The sequence below is a fragment of the Gordonia ajococcus genome (assembly GCF_012974285.1).
Classification (GTDB): Bacteria; Actinomycetota; Actinomycetes; order Mycobacteriales; family Mycobacteriaceae; genus Gordonia; species Gordonia amicalis.
Map to the genome: position 1 here is coordinate 4119926 of NZ_CP052884.1, position 21763 is coordinate 4141688.

Below are 21763 nucleotides of genomic sequence, written 5' to 3' on the forward strand. Positions count from 1 at the left end.
CTCAGTTCACCAGAACGCGACCGGCGTCTTACCGAAGTCATACCAGCCCGGCAGATTCCCCGGCGCCGCCTTCTCCACCCGCTTGAGCATGCCCTCGCTCATCGCGTTGTTCTGCATCATCTCGATGAAGAGTGCGGAGACGTTGCCGTAGTCGAAGAAGTCACGTTGCCAAGAGAACTGGAAGTTGTCGCCGTACTTGAACCAGCTGCCCTGGATACCTTCGAGCGCATAGTGGGTGCCGTCGTCGCGGGTGCCCTCATAGATCTGCTTCCAGAGCCCGATCATGTCGCCGGTCTTCTCGTCGATGACCCACGCCTGGTACGGGTACTCCCACCCTTCGAGGCCCTCCATCTCCTGGCCGAGCGCGAGTTCGCGGATCTCCTCGCGACCCACGGCCATGAAGTCCTTCTTCGGGCCGTAATTCCAGCCGTAAGTGGCGTCCTCGGTGTAGAACTCGGCGAGCGGCTTCCAGTCTCCCGCCTTCTCCGCCTCGATGTTGGCGGCGAGCCACCGTTCCTTCATCTCTTCCAGTTCGGCACGGTCAAAAGACATGTGTTCCACCTTCACTCGTCATCTTCGATGAGACGCAACGCTTGCGTCGGGCAGTACTGCACGGCCGCCTCGACCTCGGCGCGCCGGGATTCGTCGGGAGTCGCGTCGAGGATCTCGACATGGTCGGTCTTCGTCGCGAAGACCTCGGGGGCCTCGAGCTCGCACATGCCGTGGCCCTGGCACAGATCCAGATCGACCTCGATGCGCATCAGCGGTCCTGACGCTTACGGTAGGCAACGCGGCACGGCTGCTGGAGCTGAACGACCATCTTCGAGTGGTCGTTCCGGTAGCTCTCGGACGGCTGCAGCATCTCGAACTCGTAGTTCTGGAACAGCACCGAGAAGATCGCCTTGAGCTGCATGATCGCGAATTGCGCACCGACGCAACGATGCCGGCCCGCCCCGAACGGAATCCAGGTCCAGCGGTTGACCAGATCCTCCTGCCGCGGCTTGTCGTACCGGTCGGGGTCGAAGGTGTCCGCGTCCGGGAAGTCCTCCGGCAGGCGGTTGGAGATCGCCGGCGACACCGCGATCGACTGACCGGCGGAGATCTCGTAGTCCTCGACGTGGAAATCCTTCTGCACCACACGCATCAGGATGATCAGCGGCGGGTGCAGGCGCAACGCCTCTTTGAGGGCGTTCTCGAGCCGAGGCATCTGCCGGGTGCGGGCGAAGGTGTACTCGGGACGTTCACCGGCCGGCGTGTCGCCGTAGATCTCGTCGAGCTCGTCGTAGACGCGCGACATGTAGTCCGGGTTGCGCAACAGCTCGATCAGCGTCCACGCGGCGGTGCCCGACGTCGTGTGATGGCCGGCGAACATCATCGAGATGAACATGCCAGTGATCGTGTTGGCGTCGAAGCCGACCTGGACGAGCACGTCCATCAGGTCGCGATCGTCTTTGTCCTCAGTCGGATTCGCGATGCGCTCGTCCATCACGCCCTGGATGAACTCGACGAGTTCGGCACGCGCCTCGTCGCGTTTGCGGAAGCTCTCGATGTCGGCCTTGTAGTCGACGTACGCGATTGGGTCGGTGCCCTTCTCCAGGTCATGGAAGAGGTGGGCGATGTGCCCGCTGAGCCGCTCCCGGAACTTGCGTCCGATCAGGCACGACGACGAGGTGTAGAGCGTGAGTTCGGAGAAGAAGTCGAGCAGGTCGATCTCGCCCTCGTCGCCCCACTCGGCGATGATGCGCTCCACCTCGTTCGGGATCGTCACCGCGTGCTGCTTCATGTGGGCGCCCTTGAGCGCTGAGTTGTGGATCGCCTTGGACCGCTCCTCGGGGCTCGCGTCGAACACGACGCCCTCGCCGAACACCGGGGTCATGAACGGGTAGGCGGCAGCCTGATCGAGGTCTTCCTCGGGCGCGCGGAAGAACTCCTCGTTGGCCGCGGCCCCGGACACCAGCACCACCTCGCGGTCGGCGAGCTGGAACATGCCGACGTCGCCGCATTCCTCGCGGACGCGCCAGAACAGCGAGATCGGGTCGCTCGCGAGTTCGTCGAGATGGCCGTGTTCGCTCTCGCCGCCCGAGACTCGATGCGGCTTCTTCAGACCTGATGCGGTGGTGGCGGTCATCGATGGGTCCCCTTGTCCTTCGTCGACTGTGGGTCTTCTGGTGTCGTGGCCCGGTCCCGGGAGACCGCACCCTCGGCCTCCACCTCGACCGCGCGCATGTGGGCACCGCGCGGCATGGTGACCATCGCCGCGACGGCCAGCGCGATGTGCTGGGGTTCGAGGAAGTTGCCGTGGCGGGCCAAGCCGTGCTTGATCCAGTCGTTGAGCATGTCCTCGGTGGTCTTCTGGTCGAGGTTCATGCCCATGCCGGTCAGCGTCTGTCCCGGTCGGACCACACCTGCTCGCACACCGGTGCCCTCGAGTTCGAGCTGGATGGTGGCGACCACTCCGTCGATCCCCGACTTCGCCGCGACATAGGCCGACGACCAGGGCCGCGGGTGGAGTACGACATCGGAACCGATGAACACGAAATCGCCTCGGGCACGGTCGATCATGCCACCGATGACGGCCCGGTAGATCCGGTAGGCGCCGGTGAGATGGATGTTGACCTGATCGGCGAAATGCTCCGGGCTCGTCTCGTAGGAGAGCCCGACCGCGAGGTCGCCGGCTCCGGCGACCGCGATCTCGAGTTCGCCGAGTGCGGCCTCCGCTTTCGCAACGCAGTCGACCACGGACTGTTCGTCGGTCACGTCGAGCGGTACGGCGACCGCCTCGCCGCCCGCGGCGATGATCTTGTCGGCCAGCTCCTGGAGCTTCTCGACTCGGCGGGCCGCCAGGGCCACGGGATGGCCGGCCGCCGCGAGGTGTTCGGCCGTCGCCGCTCCGATGCCCGACGAGGCACCCGCGACGAGGACCGGCCGACGTTCGGGATGAGGACGAAAACCCATCAGCGCACCGTCACTTTCACGGGGAGTTCGGCGAAGCCGCGCACGTTGACCGAGTGCACGCGCACGGCTTTGTCGATGTCGATGTCGACCGCGCGGATCGACCGGATCACCTCGCCGAGACCGATGTTGGCCTCGAGACGGGCGAGATGTGCGCCGAGGCAGAAGTGCGCTCCGAGACCGAAGCTCATCAACGCCTGGCCGTTGTCGCGCCCGATGTCGTACTTGTCGGCATCCGGCCCGAAGACCTCCTGATCACGGTTCGCCGAACCGACGAGGAGGAGGACGCGGTCACCGGCCGGGATCACGTGGTCGCCGTAGGGTGCATCCTCGATCACGCGACGCACGACGATCTGGGTCGAGTTGTCGTAGCGCAACGTCTCCTCGGTCCACTGCGGGACCGCGAGTTCGGGGTCGGCGAACACCTTGGCCAGTTCGTCGGGATTACGCCAGCCCCAATAGAGCGCATTGGCAAGGAGTTTCGTCGTGGTCTCGTTACCCGCGACCACCATCAGGACCATGAAACCGACGATCTCGTCCTCGGTGAGCCTGATCTTCTCGCCGGTCGCGTCGTCGTCGATCTCGGCCTCGATCAATGCCGAGACCAGATCCTCGCCGGGACTCTTCCGCCGGTCGGCGATGAGTTCCGAATAGTACTTGTGCAGTTCGATGTACGCGTGGATCGCGGCCTCGGGGATGTCGAGGACACCGTCCTCGCGATGAAGGAGCAGATCGGACTGGTGCCGCAGATGTGTCCGGTCGGCTTCGGGGACTCCCAGGAGCTCGGAGACGACGTCCATGGGCAACAGTGCGGCGAAGTCGTGGACGTAGTCGAACTCGCCCCTGTCGAGGCACTTGCTCCAGTGCTGGTGCGTCAGCGCGGTGATCCGGCCGGCGAGGTCGTTGACGCGGCGCGGCGTGAAGCCCTTCGAGACCAGCTTGCGGATGCGCATGTGTTTGGGGTCGTCCATCGCGAGGAAGGACATCGACTTGTGTGCGTCGGGCCCGTACGCCGACGGGTCCATCGACACGCCCCAGCTGTTCGAGAACCGTTGCACGTCACGGAATCCCGCGCGGACATCGGCGTGATTCGCCAGTGCCCAGAAGTTCATCTCGGCGTTGTAGTAGACCGGCGCCTCCCGACGGAGCCGGGCGTAGGTCGGATACGGATCCTCGTGGAAGTCATAGGCATACGGGTCGAAGGGGAGGGCTCGCTCCATCCCCGGCACCGATGTCGTTTCGGTCATCACTTCTCCATCAGTAGATGCGCAGCAGCGACAAGACGTTCGGAGGTCTGCTCATAGGTCATGTGCCCCATGCCGGCGTAGACGAGGCCGCCGGAGTAGATCATCTCCAGGGTGTCGAGGAGCGGCCCGGGATTCTCCGGATCCTCCTCGAGCGCGGCGGCCAGACGCCGGCGGATGAACGCACCGATGCGGACGCGGAGGTGCTCGACGTCGGGGTCGGTCCCCAGCAGCGCAACGGTGACCGCACCACCGAGTTGCCCCTCCCCCGCCACGACGAGCGCCACCTCGCGGAGCACCTGCGCGACCCGCTCGCTCGGCGCCGCGGCGGGATCGGGTTCGGAGACCCCCGCGGACAGCCGCCGCCAGAAGACCTCGGCGACCAGATGGCTCTTCGACGAGAAGTACGTGTACGCCGTCGCCGGCGCGACACCCGCGATCTTGGCCACCGACCGCACCGTGAGCCCGTCGAAACCCTCGGCGTTCAGCACGTCGACCGCGGCCTCGGTGAGCCGCGAGACCGTCTCCGCCTGCTGCTGCGTGAGGCGGCGACGTGTGGATTCCTGGGATACGGGGCTGGACATGTGAGCCACGCTACACTAGGTTTGAACGCGAGTCCAGACACCTGTCCAGATGGAGTTCCAGCTCATGCCCCTTCGCCCCGAAACCGCGTCGGATCTGTTGATCGACGGCAAGCTCACCCCCGGCAGCGGCGGTGTCTTCGACGTCGTCAACCCCGCGACCGAGGAGGTCATCGGACAGGCCGCCGAGGCCACCGCCGCCGACATGGACGCCGCGATCGCCGCCGCCCGCACCGCTTTCGACACCACCGAGTGGTCGCGCGACCACGCCTTCCGCGCCCGCTGCCTACGACAACTGCGCGATGCCCTCCTCGCCCACGCCGACGAGTTCCGCGAACTGACGATCGCCGAGGTCGGCTGCCCGTCGTTCCTCACCCACGGCCCGCAGTTCGAGGGACCGGTGACCGATCTCGGCTACTTCGCCGACCTCGCCGAGAGCTACGAGTGGTCCCGCGATCTCGGCGAGGCCAGGCCGATGGGCATCAAGAACCATCGTGAGCTTCGGTCGGAGGCCGTCGGCGTCGTCGGTGCGATCACGCCGTGGAACTTCCCCCACCAGATCAACTTCGCCAAGATCGGGCCGGCCCTCGCCGCCGGATGCACCGTCGTCCTCAAGCCGGCACCCGACACCCCCTGGTGCGCGGCGCTCGTCGGCAAGGTCGTCGCCGAGGAAACCGACCTTCCACCCGGCGTCCTGAACATCGTCACCTCCACCGATCACCGCCTCGGCGAGCAACTGTCCACCGACCCCCGCGTCGACCTCGTCTCCTTCACCGGCTCCACCGCGACCGGCAAGAAGGTGATGGCCGCGGCGTCGGAGTCGCTGAAGAAGGTGTTCCTCGAACTCGGCGGCAAGTCCGCGTTCATCGTGCTCGACGACGCCGACATCGGTTCGGCCTGCGCGATGGCGGCGTTCAACGTCGTCACCCATGCCGGCCAGGGCTGTGCGATCACCACGCGCCTCGTCGTGCCTCGCCCCAGGCTCGACGAGGCGATCACCGCGACCCGCGACGCGCTGGCCGGTCTCCCGGCCGGGGACCCCACGAGTTCGGGCACCATCTGCGGACCGTTGATCTCCGAGCGTCAGCGTCAGCGCGTCGAGTCCTACATCGAACTCGCCAAGCAGGAGGGCGGCACCATCGAGATCGGTGGTGGCCGCCCGGCCGACAAGCCCAACGGTTTCTTCGTGGAGCCGACGCTGATCTCCGGACTCGACAACTCGGCACGCGTCGCGCAGGAGGAGATCTTCGGTCCGGTCCTGGTGATCATCGCCCACGACGGCGACGACGACGCCGTTCGCATCGCCAACGACTCCCCCTACGGACTGTCGGGCATGGTCTACGGCACCGACGAGGACCGGATCAACAAGGTGGTCAACGGTGTTCGCACCGGGACCATGGGCGTCAACGGCGGCATCTGGTACTCCGCCGACGTCCCGTTCGGCGGCTACAAACAGTCCGGCATCGGCCGCGAGATGGGCGTCGCCGGTTTCGAGGAATACCTGGAGACCAAGGCCGTCGCGCGACCCGCGTGACCTCCCCCGCCGGCTGAGCCGGCACCAACCCCGCCGGCTGAGCCGGCACCGACCCCGCCGGCTGAGCCGGTGCCGAGCGAAGCGAGGCACCGCGTCGAAGCCCCCACAGCGGCCCGTCACAGAGCCCACACCACCACCTCCCCCGCCGGCTGAGCCGGTACCGAGCGAAGCGAGAAACGCCTCCCACCCCGCCGGCTGAGCCGGCAACCCCACCGCCGGCTGAGCCGGTACCGAGCGAAGCGAGGCACCGCGTCGAAGCCCCGAAGCGGACCCGAAGCTCGCGGAGGCCCGTCACGAAGTCCACCCCCCACCACCCACACAGAAAGCAGGACAATGAGTTCCCAGCGTTTCGAGAACAAGACCGTCATCGTGACCGGCGCCGCCGGCGGGATCGGCGAAGCCTACGCGCGGGCACTGGCCGCCGAGGGCGCCAACGTCGTGGTCGCCGACCTCGCCGACGAGAAGGGCAAGCAGGTCGCGGCGGACATCGGCGGACTGTACGTCAGCACCGATGTGGCCGACGAGGAGTCGGCGAAGGCACTCGCCGCGGCGACGGTCGACGCCTACGGCTCCATCGACGGCCTGGTCAACAATGCGGCGATCTACGGCGGCATGAAGCTCGACTTCCTCATCACCGTGCCGTGGGACTACTACAAGAAGTTCATGTCCGTGAACCTCGACGGTGCGCTCAACGTCACCCGCGCCGTCTACCCGCACATGACCAACGGCGGCGGCGCCATCGTCAACCAGTCCTCCACCGCCGCATGGCTGTACAGCGGCTTCTACGGTCTCGCCAAGGTCGGCGTCAACGGCCTGACCCAGCAGCTCGCCACCGAACTCGGCGGGCAGAACATCCGGGTGAACGCCATCGCACCCGGCCCCATCGACACCGAGGCCACCCGCACGACCACCCCGAAGGAGATGGTCGCCGACATCGTGAACCGGTTGCCGCTCAAACGGTTCGGCAAGCCCGAAGATCTCGTCGGGATGTGCCTGTTCCTGCTCTCCGACGAGGCGATCGGCAAGGTCGTCGACAAGGGTGCGAAGGCGGCCGGTTCACTCGCCGAACTCGCCGCCGGGACCGACATCGTCGGCATCTGCGTCCTGAACGACGAGCAGGTGAGGTCGGTGGTCACCGGGCCCGACGGACTGTTGTCGACGGCCCGTCCGGGCACCATCATCACCGTCCATTCCACGATCGGACCGGACACCGCGGTCGACCTCGCCGAACAGTGCGCGGCCCGCGACGTGGTCCTGCTCGACGCCCCGATCTCCGGTGGCGCGATGGGAGCGGCGTCGGGACGGCTGGCGATCATGGTCGGCGGCCCGCGCGAGGCCTACGAGAAGCTCAAAGAGCCCTTCCGGCTCACCGCCGACATGCTCGTGCACGCGGGCCCGGAGGTCGGCGCGGGCACCAAGATGAAGCTCGCCAGGAACCTCCTGCATTTCATCTCGTTCACCGCGACCACCGAGGCGGCGCGCCTCGCCGAGGCTGCCGGGCTCGATATCACCAAGCTGGGCAAAGTCGTTCGGCACACCGACGCCGTCACCGGCGGTGCCGGTGCGATCATGCTGCGGGAGACCACGGCGACGCTCGACACCGACGATCCGTGGTACGGCATCTTCACCGGCGTTCGTACACTGGGCGAGAAGGACCTCTCGCTGGCGCTCGCGCTCGGCGACGAACTCGGCGTCGACCTGCCTCTCGGGCAGATCGCACTCCGCGAGCTGGCCCCCGGACTCGGTGTCCCCCATCTCGAAGGAGAAACCGCATGACCCGATCCAATGTCTCCGACGACGCACCCGACGAGGTGCGCAAGCGCGGCCTGAGGCGGATGTCCGAGGTCTACGGCTGGGAGGTGAGCGATGGTCCCGGCGACTACTTCGCGCACACCGCCGACCAGGTGTTCGGCAACGTATGGGCTCGCGAGGGTCTCTCCGACGGGGATCGGCGACTGATCCTGCTCGGTGCACTCGCGGCGGGCAACAACATCGACGTCGCCGAGATCCAGGCCGGGGCCGCTCTGGGCAACGGCGAGCTGACGCCCGAACAGCTCGAGGAGATCAGTCTCTTCCTCTGCTATTACATCGGCTGGCCCCAGGGCACCAAGATGCACTTCATGTTCGGTGAGGTCATCAAGAAGTACCGGAAGCAGAAGTGAACAAGCACATCATGTTTCGCCCGCTGGCAGACGGCAAGGGTCCCTCGTTGCTGAGTGCCTCGCCGGTGCCCGACCTCGCCGCCGCCGGATACACCGACACCGAATACGCCGCGTCGGGAATCGCCGACCGGCTCGTCGGCGACGGAGACACACCTCCGGCCGAGTTCACGACCCGGCTGGTCGTCCGACGCCCCGCAAACGCGGCCGCGTTCAACGGCTGTGCCGTCGTGGAGTGGCTGAACGTGAGCAGCGGCAGTGATGCCGCGCCCGAGTATTCCTATCTCGCCGCCGAATTGGTGCGCGCGGGTTACGCCTGGGTGGGGGTCTCGGCACAGTACGTCGGTGTCGAGGGCGGCACCGGTTCGGTGGGCGTCGCCACCGGTGAACCCCAGAGTCTGTCCGCCAAGGACCCGGGCCGCTACGGCGGACTACATCACCCCGGTGACGCCTACTGCTACGACATCTTCCGCTCGATCGGATACGCGGTTCGTGGTGACCACTCCGGAGAGGCACCGACCCCGTATCACCCGCTCGCCGGACTCTCCGTCGGCATGGTGCTCGCGGTCGGCGAATCGCAATCCGCGATGGCCCTGACCACCTATGTCAACGCGGTGGCCGCCGCCGGGGACTTCGACGGGTTCCTCATCCACAGTCGTGCGGCTGCAGGTCTGCCCGCCGGCGACGTGGGTACGGGCATCGATGTGGGCACCGTGTTCAGCGGCGAACCCACCAGGATCCGTACCGATCTCGACGCACCGGTCCTCGTCGTGCAGACCGAGACCGATCTGCTGACCAACTTCCGCTACCACCTCGTTCGTCAGCCGGACACGGACCGTCTGCGGGTGTGGGAGATCGCCGGTACCTCACACGCCGACCTGCATCAGATCGGCGACTTCGAGGAGTTCCTCGGCTGCCCCGATCCGGTGAACCGCGGCCAGCAGCGCTTCGTGTTGCGCGCGGGGCTGCGCCATCTCCGCGCGTGGGCCGACGGCGGGGATCCGCCACCGGTCGCCGATCCGCTGCGTCTGCGCGGGGTGACGACTGCCGAACCCGAGTTCGAGGTCGACGACATCGGCAACGTCCTCGGCGGCGTCCGTACGCCGTGCGTCGACGCGCCGACGCATGTGTTGAGTGGCGTTGTCCCCGATCCGATCTCTCGCATCTGCCTACTGTTCGGATCGACCCACCCCGTCCCCGCGCATCTGCTCGCAGAGCGCTACGGCACACGCGACGAATACGAGAAGCACTATCGTGACGCCGCCGACGCGGCCATCAACGCCGGGTTCGTCTTGGTCGAGGACCGGGACGAGCTGATCGCCGACGCGAATCCGGACATGGTGCCCGAGTAGGATTTCCGGGACTCGTCGCGGGCGACGTCAGTTGATCGCCCGCTTGCCCTCCTCGGCCGGGCCGGCCGGGCGCGCGCGTTCACTCAGGAATCCGTCCGTCGCGTGCCGGATGCCGGTCGAAATGGCATGGCCGACATGGCTTCCGGGATACCAGTGGATGCGTCCACCCCAGTGCTCGTGGAGCTGCTGTGCAGCCGACACCCAGGTCACGCGGTCGTTGAGTGCCGCGACCACCATCCGGCGGTCCGGGGTTGCGATCGGTTGCACCGACAGCGGACTGATGACGCTCGCCACCTCGCGCACCGACTCGTCGCGCATCAACGATGCGAGGCGCTGCCCCTTGGGTCCGCCGCGAGACATGTGATGGGCGAGCGTCGCATGCATGTCCAGCATCGGCACCACCGCGAGCACTGCGGCGATCCGCGGGTCCATCGACGCGGCCAGGGCGGCGATGGGGCCACCCAGAGACGTTCCGGCGATCGAGATCTCGGCTGGTTCGTGACTCTCGATCCAGGTGATCAGCGACCGGATCTCGGCGACGGCGCGGACCGTGATGAGGGTGTTCACCAGCGGGTCGAAACCCGGATAGGACACCTTCGTCACGCGCCGGGGTCCGTGCGCGGGGAGCACCGGGAACGCGACGTCGTAGCCGAGCTTCTTGTGGAGATGCGCCGCCCGGAACGCATACAGGTCATCCGGTCGTCCCTGCGCGGCACCATGCACCCAGATCAGCCATCGGGCGCCGGCCCGGCGCTTCGTCATCACCCGAACCGACGAGATGCCGTCGGCGTACGGGTCCAGCGACGCCACCGATGCCGGCAACTTCGCGTCGACGGCATAGTCGATGTGCTCGAACGACGTGGTGCCGAAGACCTTGCGGTCGCGCGACAGGATTCTGGGCGCACCGGGATCCCGGTGTATCCCAGCGGGTCCCAGTCGGAGGAATTCGTCGGCCACGTCGGCGCATCGCGCCACCATGTCCTCGACCGTCTCCATCGGCGGGATGTCCCGGATCACCGAGTTGACCGCGATGAACAGTTCGTCGATCGCGGTCTCCCCGACCTGCCGCGGCCCGCACCCGGCTGCCGGGATACCCGTCTTCGGGTTTCCTCGTCCCGCCGCGATCGAGCTGCCGATCGCCCGAGGCAGTACGCCGGCGAACAGTCCGAGCCGGGCTCGTTCGGTCTCCCAGTCGATCAACTGGCCTCCCGTGCCATCTCGCCGATACCGAGCGCATCGGTCGCCTCGTCGACCGCCCGCACGACCCGGCGGAGGAACCCGGCCGGGTCCGGCATGGATTCCGGTGTCGCGATGAGTCCCATGCTGAGCCGTCCGGCGTAGCTGTAGGTCGTCAGGTTCACGTCGGCCGGCGCGATCGCCAGGGCGAAGGAGATCCAGTCGACAACCTCGATGTCGCCGATCCAGCGCGTGGTCCGGGGGCCGGGCATGTTGGCGGTGGTGATGTTGTTCATCACCAGCGGTGCCCGGTTGGCGGCCAGCCCGCGGAAGAACGGACCGAGCCGTCCGGTATAGGTCGCCAGCTTCTCGGTCAGTTCGAAGCCGACGTCCCGTCGGCACGCCACGGTGGCCGCGCAGCTCTCGCCGGTCGCGACGATCCGTTCGACGGGATCGGCCAGATCGGAGCGCAGATACGCCATGGCGGTGGCGATCTCGTTGCCGTGAACCCGGTTGGACCCGAGGTCTTTGCAGACCCCGAAGATCGTGACCGAGGTGCCCGGCTCCTCGCCGCGCGCGATGAGCTCGTCCCTGATCGCACCGGCGATCACACCGTGCAGGGCACCGTTCACCGTGGTGCCGGCGGCCAGGGCGATCCGCTGGATGTCGGCGAGCGCGATGTCGGCCGACGCACACACCCGGTTCGCCCCGCTACGTGCATTGAAGCTGGTACGGCGCACCGTCAGCGGTTTCGGGATCAGCTCGCCGTGGGACGCCTTGCGCCGCGCTGCCACCGCGTGCCGGGCCGCGGAGACCACGGACGGGAGTCGACGGACCAGTCGACGCGACTCTGTGCGCGCCGCCTTCGTGAGGGCCCTCGTGTCCTGCACGAGAGCCTCGGGGACAGGTGCCATGGAAACACGATCGCCCGGTTCGGCGGTGGCAGCCATGAAGGTGTTGAGCGCCGCGAGTCCGTCGGCCACCGCGTGGTGGACCCGGACCACGACCGCTTGCCGACCGCCGTCGAGACCGTGAACCAGGGTGAGTGCCCACAGCGGACGGTTGCGGTCGAGTTGCGCGACCGCGAGTTCGGACAGCACGGCGTCGAGTTCGGTGCGTCCACCCGGGGCGCCGACCCACACCTCGTCGATGTGGTCGGCGACGTCGAAACCGTTGTCCTGCACCCAGAAGGGGCGCGCCGAACAACCGGGCACCCAGCGCACCCGCTGGGTGGCACGCGGGAACATTCCGAGAAAGCGCGGCAGGACGTCGGCGATCTCGGCGAGTGACAGTGGACGACCGTGTCGGGACGTGTCGAGCACCGCGACCTTGAGAGTGTGCATCGGGTTCGACGGGGTCTCCATGTTGAGCATCAGTGCGTCCGGCCCCGTCATGCGCTCGGCACCCGAACCGGCATCGGCACCGGCGAACAACTCGGTGACGTCAGGTGTGTTGCGTGCGTTCATCATTCAGCTCACCTTCCGTTCCGGTCCGGCCGACTCCAGGTCGCGCTTGAGGATCTTGCCGGTGGCGTTGCGGGGCAGTTCGTCGAGGAACTCGACGTCGCGCGGAACCTTGAACCCGGCGAGCTGTTCCTTGACGTGCCGGCGGATCTGGTCGGCACCGATGAGGGTCTGCGGAGTCCGCACCACGTACGCGGCCAGACGTTGACCGAACTTGTCGTCGTCGACCCCGATGACGGCGACCTCGTGCACCTCGTCGAGGGCACCGATGACCTGCTCGACCTCGAGCGGATAGACGTTCTCGCCGCCGGAGACGATCATCTCGTCGTCGCGGCCGACCACGAACAGCCGGCCGTTCTCGTCGAGCCGCCCGACGTCGCCGGACACCATGTGCCCATCGCTGAAGGATTTGGTGTCCGAGGTCGTGTATCCGTCGAATCCGGAGTTGTTGGCGACCACGATGCGACCGATCTCGCCGACCGGGAGTTCGCGATCGTCGTCGTCGAGAATCCGGACGCTGGTGCCGGTCAGCGGCCGGCCGGCGGTGTCCGGGCTGATGCGCAGGTCCTCGGGTGTCGCGGTACTGATCAATCCGGCCTCGGTGGCGTTGTAGCTGTTGTAGACGACGTCGCCGAAGCGGTCGAGGAAGGCGATCAGGGCATCGGTACGCATCCGCGAACCGCTCGCCGTGGCGAATCGCAGACTGGGCATCGGATGCGCGTCGAGAACCTCGTCGGGCAGGTCCATGATGCGTTCGAGCATCACGGGGACGACGGCGAGTCCGGTCGCGTCGTGGTCGCGGACGAGGTCGAGGGTCGCGACCGGGTCGAAGCGGCGGCGCATGATCATCGTGCACGTCATGGTCGCCGAGATGGCGACCTGCCCGAATCCCCAGGCGTGGAAGATCGGTGCCGCGATCACCGTGGATTCTCCTGCGCGCCAGGGAATGCGATCGAGCATCGCGGCCAGCGACGCGATGTCGGTACTCCCACCGCGACGCGCGCCCTTCGGGGTACCCGTGGTGCCCGACGTCAGCAGCACGATGCGTCCGGCGCGCTCCGGCCGTGCGGGTCGCCGGCCGAGGTTCGCGTCGATGAGCGAGTCGGCCGTGAAACCCGAGACCGGCCCGGTCTCGGTCCAGGCGTGGATGCGGCGCATCCACGGAAGCCGTTCCGCCGCCGGAGCGATGACCTCGTCGAACTCGTCGTCGGCGATGAGGACGTCGGCACCCTCCCGCTCGAGGACGTCGGCGAGCTGAGGTCCGGCGAAGCCGGTGTTGAGCAGCACCGCATCGGCACCGAGCCGCGACGTCGCGGCGAGTGCCTCGATCAGTCCGCGGTGGTTGCGGCAGAGAATCGCGACGGTCGTGACCGGAGCGCCGGGGAGCTCACGCAGTCCGACGGCCAGGGCGTCGCAGCGCGCGTCCAGCTCGCCCCATGTGAGCCGGCCCGCCTCGTCGATCAGGGCCAGGGCCTTCGGGGCACGGGCGGCGGCCAGACCGATTCCGCTCACCGGTGACGCACCACCGTGGCGACGCAGGTTGAGACCCATCCGGATGTAGCGGTCGAGTCGGAGCGTGCCGAGGAAGCCGCTGCGGACGAGGGTGCGAACGAGCCACGTGTAGGTGGTGACGCGATCGCGGAACCGAGTGATCATCGTCGAGCTCCTTTCGTGGTCAGCCGAGAACCGGGAACCGGCGCTCGCGGGCGAGCCCGTCGAGGGCATGCTGCATGTGCTTGCGGATCATCTGGTCCACCTCGGCATGGTCGGGATCGGTCCCGAACTCGGCCGTGATGTCGATGGGGTCGAGGACCTGGGTGACCAGCTTCGACGGCAGCGGCACGTTCGGCGGGAAGTGGGCGGTTAGCCCGAACGGGAAGCCGAACGCGAACGGTGCACTGTCGACCCGGAGCAGCTTCTGCAATCCGAGCAGCTTGGCGAGGCTGCCGCCGCGGTTCAGGAAGAGCTGTGTCTCCTGGCCGCCGATGGTGACGATCGGGACGATCGGGACGCCCGCTTCGAGAGCGGTGCGGATGTAGCCGGTGCGTCCGTGGAAGTCGATCGTCGCGGACTGGCTGGTGGGACGCAGCGCTTCCCATTCGCCGCCGGGGAACACGATGGTCGCGGCACCGGCTCTGAGTGCGGCGACGGCGTTCTTGGGGTGGGCCGGCAGGAAGCCGACCTTGCCGAAGATCTGTTTGCCCGCGCCGGTGAAGATGAGGTCGTGGGCGAGGGTGTACAGCGGCCGGTCGGGTCCGAACTCGTCGGCGAATGCGACGCTGATCACCGGGACGTCGAAGGCCATCAGCCCGCCGGAATGGTTGGAGACCAGCAGGGCGCCCCCGTCGGGAACCTTGTCCATGCCCCGGACCTCGGAGCGGAAGTAGGTCTTGGCCACGAGCTTCAGGACGGGTAGCACCCGTTTGACCCAGGTCTCGTCGCGAGCGGTGAGGTCGAAGGTATCGGCACTCATCGTGGAGCACTCCTGTGGTTGGGTTTCCGCCTCGCGCGGATCACCGCCGGAGGTCGCCCGTGAGCTGGATGACCTGGTGGTCGATGTCCACGAAAACAGAAACGAGAACACGTTCTAATGCTTGAATTAGAACACGTTCTACTGCAGGCCTCCACCCTTCGTTACCTATGCCACACCTACTGATCGGTAGACACATGGAGTTCATCCTCGAGGACATAACCGAAGACGAAGTCGCTCGTCGCCGCGGCGTCTACACGCCCCTGACCGACACCGTGCGCGACCTCGTCGACGCCGTGATCCGCACCGAGGTGGGCGAGGATGCACTCGCCGACGCGCAGCGGCGGATCGCGGAGATCGTCGCCGACCTACGCACCGAGCAGATGGACGGCCCATACGGCGTCCGGCACACGCGCGAGAACACCGGCATGGCCTGGGGGAATGCCGTGATCGGCGTCCGCAACGCCCTGGCGCCCCCGCTCGACATCGAACACGTCCCGGACGGCGTGCGCAGCGAGTTCATCCTGGGCGCCGCCTACGAGGGACCGCCGGGGCAGGTCCACGGCGGCGTCTGCGCCATGCTCCTCGACCACCTGCTCGGCAACGCGGCCAGTTACTCCTCACCGTGCTACACCGGCACCATCACCGTCCGCTACCTGCGGCCCACTCCCCTCGGCGCGCTGGTGGCCCAGGCGTGGGTGACCGAGCAGAACGGGCGCAAACGCATCGCACGCGGCACCATCTCCGACGCCGAGGGCGTGACCTGCGAGGCCGAGGGCGTCTTCATCGTCCCGCGATCCGCGGTCGACGGACCCGTGGTGCGCTGGTCGGAGGGCTGAGCGGATGCGTGCCGCGGTGACCACCGCAGACGGATTCGAGGTCGTCGAGGTCCCCGACCCCACGCCGGGACCCGGTGAGCTCGTCCTCCGGGTCGCCGCGAACGGCATCTGCGGCTCCGACCTGTCGACCGCCCCGTTTCTCCCACCCGGCACCATCCTGGGACACGAGTTCGCCGGGGAGGTCGTCGCGGTCGGTCCACCCGACCCCGCCGATGGCACAGACCACGGTTTCCGCCTCGGCGATCACGTCGCGTCGATGCCCGTCCGCGGCTGCCGACGATGTCGCGCCTGCCTGGTCGGCGACATCGCTCGCTGCCCGTCCGCACGCACGCTGGGGCTGGGCGTCCTCCCCGGGGCACTGGCCGAGTTCGTCGTCGTCGGTGCGGCCGAGAGTGTGCTGGTCGATGGCATCGACCCGGTGGACGGCGCCCTCGTCGAACCCCTCGCGGTCGGCCTGCACACCGTGATGCGGGCCGGGATCGAACCCGCCGACCGCGTCCTCGTGCTTGGTGCCGGTCCGGTGGGAACGGCAGTGCTGCACTGGTTGTCGCGCGGCGTGGCCGGCGAGGTGATCAGCTCCGACCCCTCGCCCGGTCGGCGTGCCGCGGCCCTCGACGCCGGCGCATCCGCGGTGCACACCCCGGAGCAGCTGTCCGGGGAGGTCCGCGACGGCTTCGACGTCGTCATCGAGTGCGTCGGCAAACCCGGGATGATCGCCGCGGCGCTCGACGCCGTACGAACTCACGGCCGCATCGTCGTCGCCGGCGTGTGCCTCGGCGACGATCACTTCATGCCCGTCGCCGGCATCGTCAAGGAGGCGTCCATGCACTTCGTCTCGTACTACACCAAGACCGAGTTCTGCACCGCTGCCGCCGAACTGAACCGCGGCGCGGTGGGCTCGTCGACGCTGGTCAGCCAGATCGTCGGGCTCGACGAGGTGGACCGCGTGTTCGCCGAGTTGTCGGCGCCCAATGATCATCGGAAGGTGCTGATCTCACCCGCCGTCGGCTGACCGGCCGAGATGCCCTGCGACCTCCGCCGGGCGTACCGTCGTACGGGTGAACAGTGCCGTTCCCGAAGCCCCCAGACCCGACAGCCCCAGACCTGAGGGCCCTGTGCCGTTCAGCTCCCACGAGGCGGATCGGGTGCGCGCGGTCTGGCAGGACCTCGACCTGCCGGGCATCGTCGACGTCCACACCCACTTCATGCCGCGTCCGGTCATGGACAAGGTGTGGTCGTACTTCGACTCCGCGGGGCCGCTGGTCGGGCGGGAGTGGCCGATCACCTACCGTGCCGACGAGGACGTCCGGGTGTCGACGCTGCGCGAATTCGGTATCCGCGCCTACTCGTCGCTGGTCTACCCGCACAAGCCGAACATGGCGGAGTGGCTGAACGGCTGGGCCAACGACTTCGCCGCCAACCACGAGGACTGCCTGCACACCGCGACGTTCTACCCGGAAGAATCGGCCACCACCTACGTCTCTCGTGCGATCCAGGCCGGAACGCAGGTCTTCAAGAGCCACATCCAGGTCGGCGACTACTCCCCCATGGATTCCCTGCTCGACGGAGTCTGGTCGCAGATCGCCGACTCCCAGGTGCCGGTGATCATCCACTGCGGCTCGGGTCCCGCACCCGGCCGGCACACCGGCCCGGAACCCGTTCGCGCTCTCCTGCATCGGTTCCCGTCGTTGCCACTGATCATCGCGCACATGGGCATGCCCGAATACGCGGCCTTCCTCGACCTCGCGGGCGAGTACCCCAACGTGCACCTGGACACCACGATGGCGTTCACCGACTTCGCCGAGGAGGACGCCCCGTTCCCCGCGGACCTCCGTTCGCGTCTCGTCGACGCCGGGGACAGAATTCTGTTCGGCAGCGACTTCCCCAACATCCCCTACGGTTACACGCACGCCCTCGAAGTCGTCACCGACCTGGGATTCGACGACGACTGGCAGCGCGATGTGTTGTACCGCAACGCTACTCGGCTGTTCGGGCTCGATCGTCCCAGCAAATGACGATGTCGGTGTCCGCGCCACGGAGCACGGACACCGACATCGCAGAGATCCACCACGGGGGCCGGCGGATCCCGACCCGGGCGAACTCGGCATCACATGCAACACGCTGTGTTCCGGATACGTGGAGATCCCGACGCGGGTTCCGACGCAGTCGTCGTCGGCAGGAAAGGCCAACACGGGCCGCTACTCGAATCCTCAGCAGAATTACAAGGACCTGACAAGGACGGGCCGACATGCGACCCTGGACGAGGTCACGCACGCCGCTGTGAGCCTCCTGGGCGAGCACAGTGGCGCGATCACCGGAACCACCCTCAACGTCGACGGTGGATCGTCCCCGTACTGAACCCGCCGCGTCGAGCGCCGGTTTCGTTCACACGTACGAAATTCCGAAGTCGGACACCGTTCACCAGTAGTGTGCAATCCGACTGCGAATCCAGCCAGCGGCTCGCGGACCGCCGCCACCGAATGAGAAAAGGTCGACGATGACACGCGAACTGACCCGCACGGGTCTCCCGATCATCTACAACCCCGGAGAGATGCGATCGTCTTCGGAGAAGAATGGCGAGACCACGCGTGCCCCCAAGGCATCGGAGACCACCGCCGCGTCGATCGTCTCCGACATCGTCAGCCTGGGGCTGCGGCGCGGCGACCGTCTCCCGGCCGAGAGCGACATGCTCGCCAACTACTCGGTCAGCCGCGAGACCCTCCGTGAGGCGCTTCGCATCCTCGAGGTCCAGGGGCTGATCACGCTCAAGCGCGGCCCCGGTGGGGGTCCGTTCGTGAGCGCGCTCAACGCGTCCTACCTCGCGCGCACCGCCACGCTGTATTTCCATCTCGCCGGCGCGACCTACGACGAGGTCTTCGACACCTGGGAGATCCTGGAACCGCAACTGTCCGCCAAGGTCGCCCGGATCGAGGATCGGAAGCTGAAGGAGGCCGCCTTCGCGCGGTTCCTCGACTACGACGTCGAGGAACACGAGGAGAGCGAGATCTTCAGCGATCTCAACAACTTTCACGCCGTCATCGCCGAACTCAGCGGCAATCGCGTCCTCACGCTGCTCACGCAGGCGATCGACCACATCGTCGTCGAGCACGTCCTCGAGGCCGGCCGCGACACCATCGCCGAGGACGATGCGATGAGCCACGACCACGCCGACATCGCCAAGGCGATCATCGCGGGCCGTCCTCGTAAGGCGGAGACGCTGATGCACGATCACATCAGCGAGGTCGTCCAACGGTTCCGGGACCGTCACCCGGAACGGTCCGACGAACTCGTGCAGTGGATGTGAGCTGCTACAGGACCTGAGACAGGAACGTACGCAGTCGTTCCGACTTCGCGTCGTCGAAGATCTCGCCGGGCTCACCGGTTTCCACCACGACGCCGTGATCCATGAACAGCACGTTGTCACTCACATTGCGCGCGAAGCCCATCTCGTGGGTGACGACGACCATCGTCATGCCCTCGGATGCGAGGTCGGCCATGAGTGCGAGCACACCCTTGACGAGTTCGGGATCGAGAGCCGAGGTCGCCTCGTCGAAGAACATCACCTCCGGTGTCATCGCGAGTGCACGCGCGATGGCCACACGCTGTTGCTGACCGCCCGACAGGCGTGCGGGTCGCACGTCGGCCTTCTCGGTCAGGCCGACGATCTCCAGTTGCTTCAGCGCGACGTCGCGTGCCTCGTCTTTGCTCAGCCCCTTGAGTTTCCGCGGTCCGAACGCGACGTTCTCGACCACCGTCTTGTGCGGGAACAGGTTGAAGTGCTGGAACACCATGCCGATTCGGCGGCGCAGTTCGTCCGGGTTGTCCTGGAGCACCGACCGGCCGTCGAGCAGGATGTCCCCCTGGTCGGGTTCGTGCAGGCGGTTCAGTACCCGCAGGAGCGTCGACTTGCCCGATCCCGAGGGGCCGATGACGGTGGTCGTCGTACCCGCGTCGACCTGGATGTCGACGCCGCGCAGCACGTGATGTTTGGCGAAGGACAGGTGCAGGTCGGTACCGGTCAGCGACACAGCTTTTCGTGTGGTGGTGGCAGGCATGGCCTATCCCTTCTCGACGACGGTGACGGGCAACGGATCATCGTGGACATCGGCCGGCCTACCGGTACGGAGGCGACGGTCGATGTAGTTGACCAGGTGCGTCAGCGGGATGGTGAGGATGAGGTACATGATGCCCGCGGCGACCAGCGGAGACAGGTTTCCGGTCTGCGCGTTGAGGTCTCGGCCGACGGCGAACAGTTCGCGCTGGCTGGCGAGCAGTCCGAGGAAGTAGACCAGGGAGCTGTCCTTGATGAGGCTGATGAACTGGTTCATCAGTGCGGGCAGCACGCGCCGGACGCCCTGTGGGATCACCACCAGCCGCATCGACTGCCGATAGCTGAAGCCGATCGCACGCGACGCCTCGAGCTGACCGTCGTCGACGCTCTGGATACCGGATCGGAAGATCTCGCCGATGTAGGCGGCCGCGAGCAGTGCCAACGCGACGGCGCCCAGCCAGTACGGGTTGTTTCCGGTGAGGCCCTTGACCACCGGGCCCACGCCCAGGCCGACGATGAGGATGACGACGACGGCCGGCAGACCGCGGAAGATGTCCGTGTAGACACGTGCGGGCCAACGCAACCAGCGCGACCGGGAGATGCCGCAGACCGCGAGGATCATCCCCAGGATGGTGCCCAGCACACCGGAGACCACGGAGAGGATCAGCGTGTTGACCAGGCCGGTCTTGATCAGTTCGGGGAACGACTTCTCGTAGAGCTCCCAGTTGAAGAAGGTGTCACCGAGCTGTTCGAGCGTGCTCTTGGGCGTGGTGGCTTCGGTCGGGCCGGCGTTCTCGGCGTTCTCGGCGGCGATCGCGGCGATGTCGGGGAGTTCGGGTTCGGGTGCGGCTTTGCTGCCCGGCTTCCAGCCTTCGGGGAGTTCGCGCGGCACCCAGTCGACGTAGAGCTTGGCGTAGGTGCCGTCGGCGATGATGGCATCGAGCCCGGAGTTCAGGGCCTCGACCAGCTTGGGCTTGTTCTTGCCGACCGCCCACGCGACGAAGTTGTTGACGCTGAAGGTGTTCTCCACGATGGCGGTGCCGTCGCCCTCGCGTACCGCGCCTTCCGCCTGTTGCGACGGCGCGACCCACGCGTCGACCTGACCGCTCTTGAGATTGGCGTAAGCCGTTGCGTAGTCGGGGAACTTGACCGGGTCGAGGCCGAGCGTGTTGACGACGTAGTCGTCCTGCACGGTGCCCTGGACGACGGCGATACGGGTGGAGTCCGACAGGTCGCCGAATCCCTTGATGGGACCGCCCTCGGGGGCGACGAGCGAGAAGTAGCCGAAGTCGTAGCCGTTGGTGAAGTCGACGGTCTTGCGACGGTCGTCGGTGGTCGTGATCGACGACGACCCGACGTCGAACCGGTTGTTGGCGACCTGCGAAAGCAGACCGGCGAACTCGGTGCCGTTGAACTCGATCTGCAGACCCAGCTTCGCGGCGATGGCCTTGAGGAGTTCGTTGTCGAAGCCGGTGAAGTTGCCGGCGCTGTTGACACAGATGCTGGGTCCGGCGTCGGACAAGGTGCCGACGGAGATCTTGCCCGGCGCAAGCAGTTCGAGCGAGCCGATGTCGATCTGGTCGATCGGCGTGGTGTTCGGGGTGGTGTATTTGTCCTCACCGCCCTGTTCCGCGGCGGCCAGGTTGACCGGCGCAGCCGACGCCGACGCAAGCCCGGCCGGGCTACAGCTGTCGTCGGGGGCTGCCTGGGCATGCGGCGCGGGTCCGCCGAGGATCGTCAGCATGCCGACGATGGCGGCGGTCAGCGCCAGCGCGAGGATTCGAACCACGCGCGGAGCGGCTCGATGAGCGCGGGGAGATCGGTGGTTGGACACCACTCGGACCCTAGCCCGACCCCGCGGTCACGTCCCAAATTTTTGCTCACCGGTGAGCGTAACCCCACTGAACTGGGGTTTTATCTCCGAGCCGCCGGGGCAGGTGGC

Annotated in this window: 21 protein-coding genes; 9 read left to right on the forward strand and 12 right to left on the reverse strand. The window is 67.1% G+C overall.

All coding sequences use genetic code 11. The annotated features are described in order from the left end of the window. Positions 1–6 precede the first annotated feature (6 nt). From GAA2_RS18660 to GAA2_RS18685, 6 genes are read right to left on the reverse strand one after another with little or no spacing between them, the layout of a single operon-like run. Positions 7–552 (reverse strand): nuclear transport factor 2 family protein, encoded by a 546-nt coding sequence (locus GAA2_RS18660; RefSeq protein WP_159404948.1) that lies wholly within the window; start codon positions 550–552, stop codon positions 7–9. Between the two features lie 11 nt (positions 553–563). Then, on the reverse strand, positions 564–761 hold the full coding sequence (locus GAA2_RS18665) for a ferredoxin (RefSeq protein ID WP_024497636.1): 198 nt from the start codon (positions 759–761) through the stop codon (positions 564–566). Then, positions 761–2128, reverse strand: coding sequence for a cytochrome P450 (locus tag GAA2_RS18670; RefSeq protein WP_159404949.1), 1368 nt, complete (start codon positions 2126–2128; stop codon positions 761–763). The genes GAA2_RS18665 and GAA2_RS18670 overlap by 1 nt, the downstream gene beginning before the upstream one ends. Further along, complete coding sequence (locus GAA2_RS18675) at positions 2125–2955, reverse strand: SDR family oxidoreductase (protein WP_159404950.1); 831 nt, start codon at positions 2953–2955, stop codon at positions 2125–2127. The genes GAA2_RS18670 and GAA2_RS18675 overlap by 4 nt, the downstream gene beginning before the upstream one ends. Then, positions 2955–4199 (reverse strand): cytochrome P450, encoded by a 1245-nt coding sequence (locus GAA2_RS18680; protein WP_159404951.1) that lies wholly within the window; start codon positions 4197–4199, stop codon positions 2955–2957. Before GAA2_RS18680 ends, GAA2_RS18675 begins: the two co-directional genes overlap by 1 nt. Next, positions 4199–4780 carry a TetR/AcrR family transcriptional regulator gene (locus GAA2_RS18685; RefSeq protein ID WP_006434747.1) on the reverse strand — a complete coding sequence of 194 codons (582 nt, stop codon included), beginning with the start codon at positions 4778–4780 and terminating at the stop codon, positions 4199–4201. The genes GAA2_RS18680 and GAA2_RS18685 overlap by 1 nt, the downstream gene beginning before the upstream one ends. Positions 4781–4844: 64 nt before the next feature. Between GAA2_RS18685 and GAA2_RS18690 the strand changes: the two genes are divergently transcribed. The 4 genes from GAA2_RS18690 to GAA2_RS18705 all read left to right on the forward strand — a co-directional run bounded on the left by GAA2_RS18690 (position 4845) and on the right by GAA2_RS18705 (position 9822). After that, entirely contained in the window at positions 4845–6311 is a 1467-nt protein-coding gene (locus GAA2_RS18690) for an aldehyde dehydrogenase (RefSeq protein ID WP_159404952.1), read from the forward strand. Positions 6312–6644: 333 nt separating this feature from the next. Then, entirely contained in the window at positions 6645–8087 is a 1443-nt protein-coding gene (locus GAA2_RS22970) for an SDR family oxidoreductase (RefSeq protein ID WP_159404953.1), read from the forward strand. Beyond that, complete coding sequence (locus GAA2_RS18700; RefSeq protein WP_159404954.1) at positions 8084–8473, forward strand: carboxymuconolactone decarboxylase family protein; 390 nt, start codon at positions 8084–8086, stop codon at positions 8471–8473. The genes GAA2_RS22970 and GAA2_RS18700 overlap by 4 nt, the downstream gene beginning before the upstream one ends. Further along, positions 8470–9822 carry an alpha/beta hydrolase domain-containing protein gene (locus GAA2_RS18705; RefSeq protein ID WP_159404955.1) on the forward strand — a complete coding sequence of 451 codons (1353 nt, stop codon included), beginning with the start codon at positions 8470–8472 and terminating at the stop codon, positions 9820–9822. Before GAA2_RS18700 ends, GAA2_RS18705 begins: the two co-directional genes overlap by 4 nt. Before the next feature lie 27 nt (positions 9823–9849). On the opposite strand, the gene GAA2_RS18710 is transcribed toward GAA2_RS18705, so the two are convergent. Genes GAA2_RS18710 through GAA2_RS18725 form a run of 4 tightly spaced genes read right to left on the reverse strand, consistent with a single transcriptional unit; the run spans position 9850 to position 14934 of the window. Continuing rightward, complete coding sequence (locus GAA2_RS18710; protein WP_191834505.1) at positions 9850–11022, reverse strand: alpha/beta hydrolase family protein; 1173 nt, start codon at positions 11020–11022, stop codon at positions 9850–9852. Next, on the reverse strand, positions 11019–12464 hold the full coding sequence (locus GAA2_RS18715; protein WP_191835026.1) for a wax ester/triacylglycerol synthase domain-containing protein: 1446 nt from the start codon (positions 12462–12464) through the stop codon (positions 11019–11021). Before GAA2_RS18715 ends, GAA2_RS18710 begins: the two co-directional genes overlap by 4 nt. A 3-nt stretch (positions 12465–12467) precedes the next feature. Next, on the reverse strand, positions 12468–14117 hold the full coding sequence (locus tag GAA2_RS18720) for an AMP-binding protein (RefSeq protein ID WP_191834506.1): 1650 nt from the start codon (positions 14115–14117) through the stop codon (positions 12468–12470). 19 nt (positions 14118–14136) lie between these two features. Then, positions 14137–14934, reverse strand: coding sequence for a lysophospholipid acyltransferase family protein (locus tag GAA2_RS18725; protein WP_191834507.1), 798 nt, complete (start codon positions 14932–14934; stop codon positions 14137–14139). A 194-nt stretch (positions 14935–15128) separates the two neighbouring features. On the opposite strand from GAA2_RS18725, the gene GAA2_RS18730 reads away from it, so the two are divergent. The 5 genes from GAA2_RS18730 to GAA2_RS18750 all read left to right on the forward strand — a co-directional run bounded on the left by GAA2_RS18730 (position 15129) and on the right by GAA2_RS18750 (position 19074). Next, a complete protein-coding gene (locus GAA2_RS18730) occupies positions 15129–15770 on the forward strand; it encodes a PaaI family thioesterase (protein WP_191834508.1) in 642 nt (213 codons plus the stop codon). A gap of 4 nt (positions 15771–15774) precedes the next feature. Beyond that, positions 15775–16782, forward strand: a complete 1008-nt coding sequence (locus tag GAA2_RS18735) for an alcohol dehydrogenase catalytic domain-containing protein (RefSeq protein ID WP_191834509.1) — start codon at positions 15775–15777, stop codon at positions 16780–16782. A 103-nt stretch (positions 16783–16885) separates the two neighbouring features. Beyond that, on the forward strand, positions 16886–17785 hold the full coding sequence (locus GAA2_RS18740) for an amidohydrolase family protein (RefSeq protein ID WP_191834510.1): 900 nt from the start codon (positions 16886–16888) through the stop codon (positions 17783–17785). Further along, complete coding sequence (locus GAA2_RS18745; RefSeq protein ID WP_191834511.1) at positions 17730–18128, forward strand: SDR family oxidoreductase; 399 nt, start codon at positions 17730–17732, stop codon at positions 18126–18128. The genes GAA2_RS18740 and GAA2_RS18745 overlap by 56 nt, the downstream gene beginning before the upstream one ends. 139 nt (positions 18129–18267) lie before the next feature. After that, the gene (locus GAA2_RS18750; protein ID WP_096274612.1) at positions 18268–19074 is read left to right on the forward strand and encodes a FadR/GntR family transcriptional regulator; all 807 of its coding nucleotides are present in this window, start codon (positions 18268–18270) and stop codon (positions 19072–19074) included. 4 nt (positions 19075–19078) lie between these two features. On the opposite strand, the gene GAA2_RS18755 is transcribed toward GAA2_RS18750, so the two are convergent. Beyond that, on the reverse strand, positions 19079–19825 hold the full coding sequence (locus GAA2_RS18755) for an amino acid ABC transporter ATP-binding protein (RefSeq protein ID WP_096274613.1): 747 nt from the start codon (positions 19823–19825) through the stop codon (positions 19079–19081). A 3-nt stretch (positions 19826–19828) separates the two neighbouring features. Then, on the reverse strand, positions 19829–21565 hold the full coding sequence (locus GAA2_RS18760; RefSeq protein WP_232513146.1) for an ABC transporter substrate-binding protein/permease: 1737 nt from the start codon (positions 21563–21565) through the stop codon (positions 19829–19831). Positions 21566–21763: the final 198 nt, after the last annotated feature.